Source organism: Gottfriedia acidiceleris (assembly GCF_004138285.1).
Lineage (GTDB): Bacteria > Bacillota > Bacilli > Bacillales > Bacillaceae_G > Gottfriedia > Gottfriedia acidiceleris_A.
The window spans coordinates 43,598-58,008 of record NZ_SCFN01000022.1 but is presented as its reverse complement, the minus strand read 5'-3'; the positions used below and the strand labels follow the sequence as shown (position 1 = coordinate 58,008).

12 protein-coding genes are annotated in these 14,411 nt (G+C 31.4%); all 12 read left to right on the top strand.

What is annotated here, in order from left to right; translation table 11 throughout:
* The first annotated feature begins 507 nt into the window (after window positions 1-507).
* The 12 genes from EP747_RS20780 to EP747_RS20725 all read left to right on the top strand — a co-directional run bounded on the left by EP747_RS20780 (window position 508) and on the right by EP747_RS20725 (window position 14,192).
* A complete protein-coding gene (locus EP747_RS20780; RefSeq protein WP_129691971.1) occupies window positions 508-2,781 on the top strand; it encodes an AAA domain-containing protein in 2,274 nt (757 codons plus the stop codon).
* A 96-nt stretch (window positions 2,782-2,877) separates the two neighbouring features.
* Window positions 2,878-4,053, top strand: coding sequence for an amino acid deaminase/aldolase (locus EP747_RS20775; protein WP_129691970.1), 1,176 nt, complete (start codon window positions 2,878-2,880; stop codon window positions 4,051-4,053).
* Window positions 4,041-5,348: a D-arabinono-1,4-lactone oxidase gene (locus tag EP747_RS20770; protein WP_129691969.1), complete on the top strand. Its 1,308-nt coding sequence runs from the start codon at window positions 4,041-4,043 to the stop codon at window positions 5,346-5,348. Before EP747_RS20775 ends, EP747_RS20770 begins: the two co-directional genes overlap by 13 nt.
* Window positions 5,349-5,764: 416 nt before the next feature.
* Window positions 5,765-6,613, top strand: a complete 849-nt coding sequence (gene efeO / locus EP747_RS20765; protein WP_129691968.1) for an iron uptake system protein EfeO — start codon at window positions 5,765-5,767, stop codon at window positions 6,611-6,613.
* Window position 6,614: 1 nt separating this feature from the next.
* On the top strand, window positions 6,615-7,865 hold the full coding sequence (efeB, locus tag EP747_RS20760; RefSeq protein ID WP_129691967.1) for an iron uptake transporter deferrochelatase/peroxidase subunit: 1,251 nt from the start codon (window positions 6,615-6,617) through the stop codon (window positions 7,863-7,865).
* A gap of 9 nt (window positions 7,866-7,874) precedes the next feature.
* Window positions 7,875-9,587 carry an FTR1 family iron permease gene (locus EP747_RS20755; RefSeq protein WP_129691966.1) on the top strand — a complete coding sequence of 571 codons (1,713 nt, stop codon included), beginning with the start codon at window positions 7,875-7,877 and terminating at the stop codon, window positions 9,585-9,587.
* Between the two features lie 243 nt (window positions 9,588-9,830).
* Complete coding sequence (msrA, locus tag EP747_RS20750; protein WP_129691974.1) at window positions 9,831-10,349, top strand: peptide-methionine (S)-S-oxide reductase MsrA; 519 nt, start codon at window positions 9,831-9,833, stop codon at window positions 10,347-10,349.
* 116 nt (window positions 10,350-10,465) lie between these two features.
* Window positions 10,466-11,905, top strand: a complete 1,440-nt coding sequence (locus tag EP747_RS20745) for an MDR family MFS transporter (RefSeq protein ID WP_129691965.1) — start codon at window positions 10,466-10,468, stop codon at window positions 11,903-11,905.
* A gap of 25 nt (window positions 11,906-11,930) precedes the next feature.
* Window positions 11,931-12,866 (top strand): EamA family transporter RarD, encoded by a 936-nt coding sequence (rarD, locus tag EP747_RS20740; RefSeq protein WP_129691964.1) that lies wholly within the window; start codon window positions 11,931-11,933, stop codon window positions 12,864-12,866.
* Window positions 12,867-12,902: 36 nt separating this feature from the next.
* On the top strand, window positions 12,903-13,379 hold the full coding sequence (gene ybaK, locus EP747_RS20735; RefSeq protein WP_129691963.1) for a Cys-tRNA(Pro) deacylase: 477 nt from the start codon (window positions 12,903-12,905) through the stop codon (window positions 13,377-13,379).
* 22 nt (window positions 13,380-13,401) lie between these two features.
* Entirely contained in the window at window positions 13,402-13,662 is a 261-nt protein-coding gene (locus EP747_RS20730; protein WP_097977681.1) for a DUF1294 domain-containing protein, read from the top strand.
* Between the two features lie 230 nt (window positions 13,663-13,892).
* A complete protein-coding gene (locus EP747_RS20725) occupies window positions 13,893-14,192 on the top strand; it encodes an SMI1/KNR4 family protein (RefSeq protein ID WP_129691962.1) in 300 nt (99 codons plus the stop codon).
* Window positions 14,193-14,411 lie beyond the last annotated feature (219 nt).

Sequence of the window (14,411 nt, the reverse complement as noted above, 5' to 3'; positions counted from 1 at the left end):
TCCGACAATTATGGTTCGTGAGAGGTCTGACGAATTTATAACTAATTTTAATATCAGTGACCACGATTTTGCTGTAAATATCGATGCTATTCTGCTGTTTAAGGCGGAGTTTGAAAAACGTTTAGCAAGTAATTGAGGAATAATATCACTACTTGCATTTTCATACTATTCTAGGGGAATGATTTCATAATGAAATCATTCTCCTTTTTCATCTGGTGGGAGTCTTTTTTTTTGTGGAGGAAAAGAACATTTATTAGTACAGATTGTGAATAATTACACTGTAGTTCAATAAAAAAATCAACAATATTTTAACTGATTAGATAGGATGTAATAATTTAATAAACTGTATGAACTAGTGTATGATTAGTAAATTACTATATAGTTATAGTTAAGGAGCGTTTGTTTGTTAAAATGATGACCCAAAATTTAAGGGAACTCATTAACGCAAAATAGATGACTAAAGAGAAATCATTAAATATCAATTTCAAGATTATTAAGGTGAAATAAATGATTGTAAATACACTAAATGACGTAAATAAATTAATTACCGAATGGCAAGCTGCAATTGAAGCGGAACGAAATTATTTGAAATTTCATGGTGGGAGAAGTTATACCCTTTCTAAGGGAACTCCACTATACCAAATTGGACAAAGTACGGTTATTTTGTTTACGATTTATGCAGAAATTTTTGTCCCTGAAGGAACGCCGGTTCGCATAAAAATAGAAAATCAAGAGTATCAAGGTGAATTATTGTCATTTAAAGGCTCTCAAGTTGAAATCAAAATTAATGAAAGAATTACCTCGATGATTCCATATGCTGAGCTTTTTAATGAACCATGGGAGTTACTAGATCAATTAATTGAAAGACTTGAGGAAATAAAAGATTATCGTAGTAAACAAAAAAGAATCATGAAGCTAATGAATGCTGATTCTACTGCTAAACATTTAAGTAAAATGAAGAAAGAAAGTTCAACAAAGCAAGAGCTAATTTATCGTTCGTTTTATAATGCAACAACATATATTTGGGGGCCACCTGGTACTGGAAAATCTTATAATTTAACTAATATTATTTTAAAACATTACGAAAAAAATAAGTCAGTTTTAGTAATTGCACATTCTAATGCTGCAGTAGATGTATTAATGAAAAATGTAATTCATGAATTGGAACAGAAAAATAAATGGAAAAGTGGCGAAATTGTCCGTTATGGTTATACAAAAGATGAAGTATTATTACAACACGAAGATGTCCTTTCTTCAAAGCTTGTTGAGGTAAATGGAAGTATAAATCAATATGAGTTGGAAAATTTAGATGAACGAAAGCACTCAATGCTAAGGAAAGCTAGAAGAGGTGCTGCTTCAAAAAAAGAATTAGACGATTTAAGTAAAATTCAAAATAAGTTAAATAAAATTCGAGGGGAAATTCGTGAAAAAGAAAAAGAATTGATTGATCAAGCAAAAGTGATTGGAACTACTTTATCTAAATGTTCAATTGATCCCTTAATCTATTTACGTCAGTTCGATTTAGTTATTGTAGATGAAATTAGTATGGCATATACACCACAAATTGCCTTCGCTTCGACATTAGGGAAACGAATTGTTGTATGTGGAGATTTTAAACAATTACCGCCAATTGCATCATGCTTTCATAATGAAAATGTGAAAAAGTGGTTACAGGAAGATTTATTTCATCATACTGGTATTGTCCAAAAAATAGAAAATGGTGAACCATTAATTAATTTAGTTTTACTGAATCAACAAAGAAGAATGCATCCGGCCATATCTGGATTTACGAATAATGAAATCTATCATTCGTTGGTATTTGATCATCCATCTGTTAAAAAAAGACAGGAAATCGCAAAACATAGACCATTTCCAATGAAAGCAAATAGTTTAATAAATTCACAATTTCTAAAAACCTATGCTTTAAAAGATTCAAATACGAATTCTAGATATAATTTAGGGTCTGCGATTATTGCAATTCAATGTATTCTTTCAAGTATAGTAGATGGGGTCAAGTCAATTGGAATTGTTACACCATATAGAGCACAGGCAAAGTTACTTACGGCACTCCATAAAGAGATTATCGGCAAAACAAAATACCGAGAATTACCAATACAAATCGCAACAGTTCACCGATTTCAAGGAGCGGAGTGCGACGTAATTATTTTTGATTCAGTTGATACGAAACCACAATATTCTCCTGGATTACTATTAACAGATCAAAACAGTGAAAGACTAATTAATGTTGCTTTGACTAGAGCACGAGGCAAATTTATTCATATTGCAGATATTCCATTTATAAAAAGTAAGACAAATTCAAAAAAGACGATTAATAAGTTAATTCATTTTCAAATGGATAATGAATACAAAGTGAGTAAAGAAGAGTTTGAAAAGGTTTTTTCAAAGAGTATATCAAAGAGGTTAAGATTGTTTTCAAATGATTCAATAGACCTGAAAAATGAATTAGTAAATGATCTAAAAAATGCTAAGAAAAAAATAATTGTCTCCATGCCAAATTTATCTGAAATGTCTTTGGAAATTCGAAAACTTATCAATGAAGTTGAGATCCCTATTCTCTTTATAAGTGAAGCTCTTTTTGAAAATCAAAAAAATAGAAGTTTTATTAAAAAAGATCAAGTTCAACCTTTCATTATGATTGATAATGAACTTTTATGGTATGGAATTCATTTGTCACATGTTAGTTTAAACCAATCAAATAGCTCCGCGAGATTGAATTGTCCTTTAACGTGTCAAATTTTAAAAGGATTTATCGACTATTAAAAGTTACATAGAAAGTATTCTATGTAACTTTTTTTATTCTTATTAAATAATTTTCAGCATAAATTAAAAATAAAATGCTACGGGATAGGTGAATAAATGGTCGATCGATCGGTATTTTCTAAATTGTCTATGCCATGTGCTTTTTTAGATTGGGATGCGTTTGTTCAAAATGTGGATGATATTGCAACTAAATCAAACGGTAAGAAAATACGAATTGCTACAAAATCAATTCGTAGTGTACAAGTTTTAAAATATATTTTAGAGAGCAATGATTGTTATGAGGGTCTAATGTGTTATAACCCCCATGAAGCAGCTTTTCTTGCTGAAAATGGATTTGATAATTTATTAATTGGTTATCCAACAGTTGATGTAACAGGATTAAATAAAATTGCATTACAAATAAAAAAGGGTAAAAAAATCATTTGTATGGTGGATCAGACTGAACAGATTAGTATGATTGAAAAGATCGCAGTAAAAAATGAGATTGTTATTCCACTTTGTATCGACATAGACATGAGTACTTCATATTTTGGATTTCATTTTGGGGTAAGAAGGTCACCAATTAAAGAAACTAGAGATTTAGTACCGTTACTAACACATATATTGCAATCCTTGAATGTACGCTTGGAAGGAATTATGGGATATGAGGCACAAATTGCAGGTGTTGGTGATGATGCAAAAAATAGGGTTTTGAAAAATAAAATAATCCAGTTTTTAAAGACGAAATCATTAGGTGAAATAGCGAAAAAAAGAAGAGAAATTGTTAAATACATTGAAAAAGATGGCTACCACCTTGAATTTGTAAATGGAGGAGGTACTGGAAGTCTTCACTCGACGACAAAGGAAAAAGTGGTTACTGAAGTAACAGTAGGCTCAGGATTTTACGCTCCAACATTATTTGATGAATACAGAAGTTTTCAATATCAACCAGCAATTGGCTTTGCTTTACCAATCATTCGAAAACCAGCAGATAAGATTTTTACATGCACAAGTGGAGGGTTTATCGCTTCAGGTACTGTAGGAAAAGAAAAATTACCAACTCCATATTCCCCAGATCATTGTACTTTATTGCCGCTAGAAGGTGCTGGTGAAGTTCAAACCCCAGTTTTTTATTCAGGTCATGAAGATTTAAAAATAGGAGAAGCAATTTTATTTAGACCAAGTAAGTCTGGCGAAATTGCTGAGCGCTTTTCTCATTTATATGTAGTAAGTAAAAATAAGATCATCGACCGGTTCTCAACATACAGAGGAGATAGGGGGTGCTTCCTATGAAAAGTATGTTATGGAAAAACTGGTGTGGAAGTGTAAAATTTAATCCGAATCAAGTATTCTATCCATCATCGATTGAAGAAATTGTTAATCTCGTTAAAAAAGCTAACTCGGAAAATAAGAAAATAAGAGTAGTAGGTTCAAGTCACTCTTTTACTCCCCTAATTTCAACAAACGACTATTTAATGACACTAGACAATTTAAATGGAGTTATTTCCATCAACAAAGAGGAACAAATTGCCGAAGTTTGGGCTGGAACTAAGCTTGAGCAATTGGGAAATGAATTATACGAATCAGGTTATTCGCAAGAAAATTTAGGTGATATTAATGTTCAATCGATTGCAGGAGCATTTTTAACGGGTACACATGGCACAGGTATTGATCACGGAATTTTATCTACACAAATCGAAGAGATGACAGTAGTATTACCATCAGGTGATCTATTAGATTGTTCAAAGACAAAAAATACAGATATTTATAGGGCACTTGGCGTATCTTTAGGTTTACTAGGCATCGTTGTTAAATTTAAAATTAGAATAAAGCCTGCTAAAACGTATCGTTATGAGAGTAAAAAACTATTGATTGATGAAGTTTATAGTAATCTACCAAATTTGAAAAAAGAAAATGAACATTTTGAGTTTTACTTATTTCCTTATTCTGAGAATGTTCAAGTAAAGGTAATGAATGAAACTAGAACGAAGAAGCATTCATTTAAATTTGAGAAATGGAAGGTAGCCACCATTGAAAATAAAGCATTCTGGTTATTAAGTGAATTTAGTAGAAACTTTCCAAAAAGTAGTTCTCAAATTAGTAAAATAAGTGGTAACAGTGTTCCAAATTCAAGGATGGTCGGACCGAGCCATGAATTATTTGCAACGACTCGAAATGTAAAATTTAACGAAATGGAATACAGTATTCCAGCTCAATATATGAATGATGCAACCTTAGAAATACAAGAAGAGATAAAAAATAAACGATTTAACGTCCATTTCCCAATCGAATGTCGATTCGTAAAAGGAGATAATTTTTTAATAAGTCCTGCCTCGATGCGAGATTCAGCCTATATCGCAATCCATATGTATAAAGGAATGCCTCATCAAGAATATTTTAATAGAATAGAAGAAATCCTTCAAAGCTATAATGGTAGACCACATTGGGGGAAAATGCATTCTATGAATTTAGAAAAACTAAATCACTCGTATCCATCATTATCTAACTTTCTTACTATTCGAAGTCAATTAGATAAGAATAATATTTTTGTGAATGCTTATTTAGCGAAATTATTTAAGATTGAATAATTGAATATTGGTTTAAGTCTTGCTTTATAAGGTTTTAGTTATTTATATCTTAATTATATAAGAGGTAATATTAAAAAGTACGAACATTAAGTGAAGGTAATTGGAAAATTACTTCTTCGTTGAAAAAGTAGCAGGAGTTCTTATGTTTTTTATAGAGTTAATGGCTCGATGTGTTAAAGATTATTTTTAAAATTTGAATAAGTTGATTGGAACGAAAGGGGATCGACTCCTATGGGAAATGCGGGAAGCCTGAGCCCCCTCCTTTTCAACAACATGAAAATGACTGAACAAGCTTCAGTCATTTTTTTTTTGAAATTCTAATTGAAAATATTTATCAATTGTATTATGATTAGTACTGAAAATAGTTATCAATATCACTTACATATATTTAAATTAGATTTTTCGGGGGTATTTTCATGAAAAAGCAAACTACAATGATCGCAATTTCTCTTGCTACAAGTTTAATGATGGCAGGTTGTGCACAAAAAAGTGAAGAAGCTAGTAACGTAAAAAAAGAATCAAAAGTAGAAGCAAAAATAAATTTAGATTCAGAGATTAATAATTATAGAGATTTCGTTGTATCTCAAACGGAAGAGTTCGTAGCAAATACACAGAAGTTCGTTGATGCAATTAATGCTGGAAACATGGCAGAAGCAAAACGTTTATATCCAATTAGTCGTTCATATTACGAAAGAATTGAACCAGTAGCAGAATCATTCGGTGATTTAGATCCAAAAATTGATGCACGTGAAGGTGATGTACCTGCTAATGAATGGACTGGTTTCCATAAAATTGAGCAAGTTCTTTGGGTTCAAAATACAACAAAAGGTCTTGAAAAATATACAGATCAACTTATGAAGGATGCAAACTACTTAAGAGCAAAAGTAGAAACAGCTGAAATTGATCCAGTATTATTTGTAACAGGTCCTGTGGAATTATTAAATGAAGTTTCATCTTCAAAGGTTACAGGTGAAGAAGAACGATATTCTCATACTGATTTAGCTGATTTTGCAGCTAACGTGGAAGGTTCAGATAAAATCGTTCAATTATTATCAGATAAATTAAAAGCTAAAGATGCTGATTTAGCTTCAACAATTGAAACTAGATTTAATGAATTAATGACAACTTTAAATACTTATAAAAAAGGTGATCAATACGTTGATTACAAACAGTTAAAAGAAGATGAAGTGAAAAAATTAGCTCAACAAGTAGATGCATTAGCAGAACCGATTTCTCAAGTTGGGTCAACATTAGGGGTTAAATAATATGAAAAAATTAGAAACAAATAAAGTTTCTAGAAGAGATGCATTAAAACTTATAGGAGTTGGTGGAGCTGGTATACTTATTGGTGCAACTGGAATTGAAGCAGCTTCTGAAAAGGTAACTAATTTCTTTTCACCAGCTAAAGCGGATGCAAAAGAGATTCTTCCGTTTTATGGTAAAAAGCAGCAAGGTATTACAACTCCTGCTCAAGATTTTATGTATTTGGCGTCATTTAAACTAGAAACTACTTCAAAAGCAGATGTCAAAACAATGTTTAAAAAATGGACGGAAGCAGCGGCTTTAATGAGTGAAGGTAAGGAACTAGGTGATTCTGAATTTCCTTCATCTCCACCAATTGATACAGGTGAAGCAACAGGTTTACAACCAATGAAGCTTACGTTTACATTTGGAGTTGGCCCTTCATTTTTTGACCGATTATCAATTCAATCAAGTAAACCATCTCAATTAAAAGATTTACCTCATTTCCCTGGTGATGATTTAAGAGAGGAATGGAACGGTGGAGACATCGTTGTTCAAGTTTGTGCAAACGATCAACAAGTTGCTTTTCATGGCGTAAGAAACTTGATTCGAATTGGGCGTGGAACTGTTACTTTAAAATGGATGCAGCACGGCTTCCAACGTTCATCTGGAGCAGATCCATCCGGAAGTACACCTAGGAATCTAATGGGTTTTAAAGACGGTACTGGAAATCCAGATACAAAAGATGAAAAAGAAATGAATACACATATTTGGGTACAAAACGGCGATGGTCCAGCTTGGCTAACAGGTGGTTCATATCTAGTTGCAAGACGTATTCGTATCCGTGTTGAGGAATGGGATCGTAGTTCATTACAAGATCAAGAACAAACATTTGGACGTCACAGAGCAACTGGTGCACCGATTGGTGAAAAAAATGAATTTGCAAAAATAGATTTAAAGAAAACAGATGATAATGGGAAATTATTGATTCCCGCAGATTCACATGTTGCCTTAGCAAAAGGAAAAGGAAAAATTAAAATTTTAAGAAGATCTTATTCATATACTGACGGACTTGATATTCAAACGGGAAAATTAGATGCAGGCTTACTATTTGTTAGTTTCCAAAGAGACTTAGAAAAACAATTTATTCCTTTACAAGATAGATTAGCTAAAATGGATTTATTGAACGAATACATTGAGCATAATGGTAGTGCAGTCTTTGCATGCTTCCCAGGGGTTAAGAATGGAAGCTATATTGGTGAAGGATTACTCTAGGTGAATTGCATGAAAAAAAATATACTCTTAATAGCTAGTTTACTATTTTTTAGTTTAATATTTAGTCCATTTCATAAAACATTTGCTGAAACTGATATTCAAGAACAAGTACTTTCACATATTGGTAACTCATTAACAGAAGTTAAAAATGGTGAAAAAGATAAAGTAAAAACAGATTTATTAGCGATTAAAGATTTAATTAAAAATGAGAAAAAAACTTCAAAATTAAATAAACTTGTTGACCAAGCGATTAAAGATATTGATCAAAATGAACTTGCAACAATTAAAGATGATATTCGCGGGGTAGCTTTTGAAACTGAAAAGTGGATAGAAAATACGAATGATAAAAAAGATCTTTCTCAAATTAATCTTACTAAACTAGTATCTCATTTAAATAATGTTAAAACTTTATCAAATGAATCGAATTGGGCAAAAGCACAATCAGAGTATAAGCTTTTTGAAATTGAATGGTCTAAAGTAGAAAATGATATAAGAAAAGCAAACAGTGGTTTTTATGGTTCAATCGAAGCAAATATGATTACTTCAAGGTCAACTTTGTTTACTGAAAATCCTTCAATTACTAAAGTAAATGATTCTTTTACTAAGTTAATTGATGTATTGAATAATCCAAGTAGTGACTCAACAAAAGAAGTAAGTATTGAGAAAGCAATTAAATTACTAAATCAAACAATCAATTATGTAGAATCAAATGATACAGAGAAAGCACAAACTACATTTAATGAATTTATACAAGATTGGCCTTATGTTGAAGTAATGGTTCAATCAAATTCAATGGAATTATATAAGAAGATTGAAAATGATACATCCATTGCATTAACTCAGTTAACTGAAAAGCCTAAATCTGCTACAACTATGAAAACATTAAAAGAAATTCAAAACAATTTAAACTTGGCTACGAAGAAAACATCTTATACTATGTTTGATGCAGGGACAATTGTATTTCGTGAAGGTTTAGAAGCTTTAATTATTATTTCTGCTTTACTAGCCTTAGTGTCAAAGGGTAAACAAGAATCGGCACGTAAGTGGATCTTTGTTGGTGGTGCTTTTGGTATTCTAGCTAGTTTAGTAGCCGGTTTATTATTCCAGTTCTTATTATCAAGAATCTCAGCTGGAATTAGTAATCAATTAATTGAAGGAATCTCTGGTCTTATTGCTGTTGTTTTCATGTTAACAGTTGGGTTATGGTTGCATAAACAATCTCGTCAACAAGAATATGGTAGTAAGATGAAAGCAAAGGCAAAAGCAGCTATTGCAGGTGGTGGTATACTTTCATTAAGCTTACTTTCATTTTTTGCAGTATTTAGAGAAGGTGCCGAAACGGTCGTATTTTATATCGGTATGAGTTCCTCAATTACAACGAAAGAATTGATTACTGGTTTTGCAGGTGGAATCATCATACTTGTTTTAATTGGAATCTTCATCTTAAAAGGAAGTAAATTTATTCCGTTAAAGCCGTTTTTTACAATCGCAAGTTTATGTATTTATTACTTGACGTTTAAATTCATTGGTCAAAGTATTCATGCATTACAAGGAATTGGCTATTTGCCTGACCATATGAGTACTATTTTTCCAACAATACCTAAATTAGGGATCTATCCTTCCCTAGAAAGTATCATTCCACAACTAATTTTATTACTATTTGTCATTTGGTTGTTCGTTGGAACAAAAATCAAAAACAATAATAAATCAATTGCTGCTTAAAGCAGTATAAGAAAACAGACATAATTGTCTTTCAAATAGACAATTTATGTCTGTTTTTTATCGTCGTTTCAGCTTAATAATAGTTCAATCAGATTGACGGAATTCATTTTATAAAAAATTGGAAAATTATGAGCTAAAATATTTAAAAATTCTTTTAAAAGAGATAAGATAAGATTAAAGAAATACAAGGGTTTTACATAATAATATTATGTAAACTAGGTAATGTAAGGAGGATTTAAAATGATTCAAAAAGCTACATTTGCAGGTGGTTGTTTTTGGTGTATGGTAACACCGTTTGAGGATTTACCTGGTATACATGGTATTGTTTCAGGTTATATGGGTGGAGAATTAGAAAACCCTACTTATGAAGAAGTTAAAAAGGGGACTACTGGTCATTATGAAGTAGTTCAAATTACGTTTGATGATGAATTATTTTCATACAAAAAACTATTAGAATTATTTTGGCCGCAAATTGATCCAACAGATCCGGACGGTCAATTCCAAGATAGAGGTTCACAGTACCGAGCTGCAATCTTTGTTCATAATGATTCACAGCTTAAGGAAGCAATGGAATCAAAAGAACAATTAATTGAAAGTAATATTTTTAAGAAACCGATTGTAACGGAAATATTACAAGCAACTACTTTTTATGAGGCTGAAGAATATCACCAAGACTATCATAAAAAAAATCCAAAACACTATAAAGAAGACAGAGCGATGTCTGGTAGAGACGAATTTATTGAATCAAATTGGAAAAAGTAGGCAGGGAAATAATAGAAGCTCCATTAGAGCTTCTATTATTTTTAAGGAAGCATAGGAATATTTATCTATTCTAAAAAATTTCAATCCTTATAACTACTCTCGAATGGAGGTATAATATGGAAACAAATCGGAGGTTAGTGACGATTGGGTTGTTGGTAGCTGTTACATTGTCTGCTATTGAAGGAACAATCATTACAACTGCCACGCCTACCATCACTACAGAATTATCTGGTGTTAGGTTGATGAGTTGGATTTTTGCAGCTTATATGTTGGCAATGACGGTAACGACACCGATTTATGGGAAGCTATCCGATTTATATGGTCGTAAAAACTTATTAATGTTTGGCATCATTTTGTTTATTTTAGGTTCAGTTTTATGTGGTTTTTCACAAAATATGGCTCAATTAATATTATTTCGTACAATTCAAGGGCTAGGTGCTGGAGCTGCATTACCCTTAACGATGACGGTAATAAGTGATCTGTATCCATACCAAGAAAGGGCAAAAGTGCAAGGGTATATTAGTGCAGTATGGGCAGTTTCAAGTGTAATTGGTCCGTTAGTTGGAGGCTTTTTTGTAGACTTCATTTCTTGGCGTTATATCTTTTTTATTAATTTTCCATTCGGAATCATTTCTATTATTCTATTTTGGAAATATTATCATCAAAAAATTGACCGTAAAAATACAATTTCAATTGATTATTTAGGGTCCATTCTTTTTATCTTAAGTACTTTATCTGCTTTATATGCTTTAGTTGTAGGAGGAGAGCAACATAACTGGACTTCTCCAAATTTATTATTCCTTTTTGCATTTGCAATCATTTTATTTGGGTTATTTCTTTTTATTGAAACAAGAGCAAAGGAACCATTATTACCACTTTCTTTATTCAAAATCCGTCATTTAGTAGTAACATATGCAGCAATGTTTATTGCACATGCTCTTCTAATCTCGATCGAGGTATATTTACCTGTTTATAATCAAAGTGTATTTGGATTAAGTGCGACACAGTCAGGATTAATGTTAATTCCTCTTTCATTCGCTTGGACATTAGGTTCTTTTTTATCTGGTCGTTTCATTAAGAAAATGAAAGCAAAAAATATTATCCTATTAGGGGCTCTCTTATGTATTATCGGTGCTTTAGGGATGAACTTTTTCCATGATTCGAAAATATTAATTTATCCATTTAATGCATTTTTAGGTCTTGGCTTTGGATTATCTTTTCCAATTTATATGATCCTAATTTCATCTGCTGTAGGAATGAACCAACGAGGTATTGCAATTGCTGCGAATTCCTTTTTAAATACTTTTTCGCAAACAATTACGGTTGCTGTTTTAGGAACCATTTTTACGATTAAGGCATCCAAAGTATTAAATGGTCAAAAATTAGTTCTAAATGCTCATAATCAAATCAATCATTTATCAACAGTAAAAGCTGTAACTGCTGGTTTTGAAATCATCACTTTATTTATGGCGGTATTTAGCATTATTACATTTATTTTCGTCTTATTTTTACCGTCTGAACAAACTGAAGAAAAAAAGGTTGAAATTGCACACTAATATAGAAAAAGAAAGCTGGGAGAGAATGAACAACAGACTTAAAGGGATTTTGTACGGTGTTCTTGCATATGTGGTATGGGGTGTTTTACCAATTTATTGGAAACTAATTCAAGATATTTCTCCTTTTGAAATATTAACACATCGTATTATATGGTCTTTTGTTACGTTAATACTTTTCATACTTCTTACAAAAAAATTAAAGCAATTTAAAATTACTTGGAAGCAAGTTGTAAGTAATAAAAAAGTATTAGTTTCTATGATTGCTGTTTCACTATTAATTAGTACCAATTGGTTAATATATATTTGGGCGGTCAATTCAAATCATATACTTGATGCAAGTTTAGGCTATTATATTAATCCTTTAGTTAGTATTATACTTGGTGTAATCGTATTGAAAGAGTCACTGTCAATTTGGCAAATCGTTTCAGTTTGTTTAGCAACAATAGGTGTTGGATATTTAACAATTATGTCAGGTACATTACCAATCGTAGCAATACTATTATCTTTAACATTTGCCTTTTATGGATTATTGAAAAAGATTTTAAATATCGATTCTTTTTTAAGCCTTACAATAGAAACATTATTAATTTTTCCAGTAGCCTTACTATACTTTGGTTTCCTAGCTTATAAAGGCCAAGCAGGACTTGTACAAAGTGCACCAATTGAGCAATTATTAATAGTAGGTGCTGGTTTAGTAACAATCATTCCTTTATTATTTTTCGGGAAAGCAGCACAATTAATTCCGTATACTTATGTTGGATTTTTGCAATTTATATCACCAACAATTAGTTTATTAATTGGGATTTTATTATACGATGAAAGTTTCTCAAAGAAAGACTTTATCTCATTTTCATTTATTTGGTTAGCTTGTGTCGTATTTGCGGTCTCAACTACACCGTTTATGAAATCCATTGAACAAAAACTTAAAAATCGAAATAAGAAGCAATCAATATCTGCCTAAAAATATATTATTTCTGTAGCATTGAAAGGAGTAAAAATGGCTGTAAGTAAAACGAATGCAATGAGAATGTTAGATTCAAAAAAAGTTAGCTATACAACCTTAAATTATGATTCGAATGATGGAAAGATTGATGGGGTTTCTGTAGCAAATAAAATAAATAAAGATCCTGAATTAGTATATAAAACCCTTGTATCAATCAGTCAATCAAAGGCGATTTATGTATTTGTCATACCAGTCGAAAAAGAATTAGATTTAAAATTAGCAGCAAAAGCTGCTGGAGAAAAGAAAGTAGAATTATTACCAGTGAAAGACCTTTTAGCAAGTACAGGATATGTTCGAGGTGGTTGTTCACCAATTGGAATGAAAAAGCAATACCCTACTTTTATTGAAGAATCTGTTAATAATATAGAAGAGATTATTGTTAGCGGTGGAAAAATAGGTATACAACTTCAATTGAATGCAAAAGATTTAATACAAACAACTCGTAGCAAAATAGCAAAAATTTCAAAATAAACGAGTGTTATGAGGGATCCAAATGGTAGGGTATTTTATGTTTTATTTAGTAATCGTAAACATTGTTTCATTCGCAATTATGGGAATTGATAAGTCTCGGGCAAAAAGAAAAGCATGGAGAATTCCTGAACGCATATTATTTTTATTTGCAATTATCGGAGGTTCGATCGGTTCTATTTTAGGAATGTATTATTTTAAACATAAAACAAAGCATCCAAAATTTGTTTTTGGTTATTGGATCATCCTATTTATCCAATTTGTTATCTATTTTTTCTTCCTGTAATTTAGTGGGATAGTCTTACCTTAATTGTATAAAATATTTTTATGACAATTTAAGGAGGCGAAAGAAATGGGACGTGGAAATGGTGGAAGAAAAAATAACGCAAGTCAAAAACAACCAAACTACGAAGATAAATCAAATTTATCTGAATCAAAAAAAGCACAAAAGTAAAACAGTTAGCCTGTGATCACTTGGGTGATACAGGCTTTCTTATTGGAAGTGGGGAATAAAAAATGCAAAACGAATGGTTTTCCAGAATTAAAGGAATAGGTATAGATGAAGTCTCAAATGAAAATATGACGATCTATTTTATAAAAGAAGAAGATATAAATGAGGCTAAAAAGGACTTAAGTAAAAAAATACAATGGCCAGACAATTGGTTAATAATTGGCTTCGATGACGAAACGGATGATGTCATTTTTATCAACGAGGAATCAGGGGAAGTATGTACTGCCTATGAATTTGAACGAAAATGGGAAGTCGTTACACTGTATTCAAGTTTGAATGAATTTTTAGCTGCATATGGATATTGAATTTTAATAAAAACGAGGGTGTTCCAAAAGTGTAATAATATGGGACCCCTATTTTTATGGGTAGTTATGTGTAATCTGCAAATAAGTAATCTATCTGTACAAATAAATGATGAAAAGCTACAAAAGAACAGCGGACTGCAAATAAAATCTGAAAATCGCTGTTGAGATACACCCGACTACGTCAATTAAGAAAGCTTAAAAATAAATAGTAATGAAAAA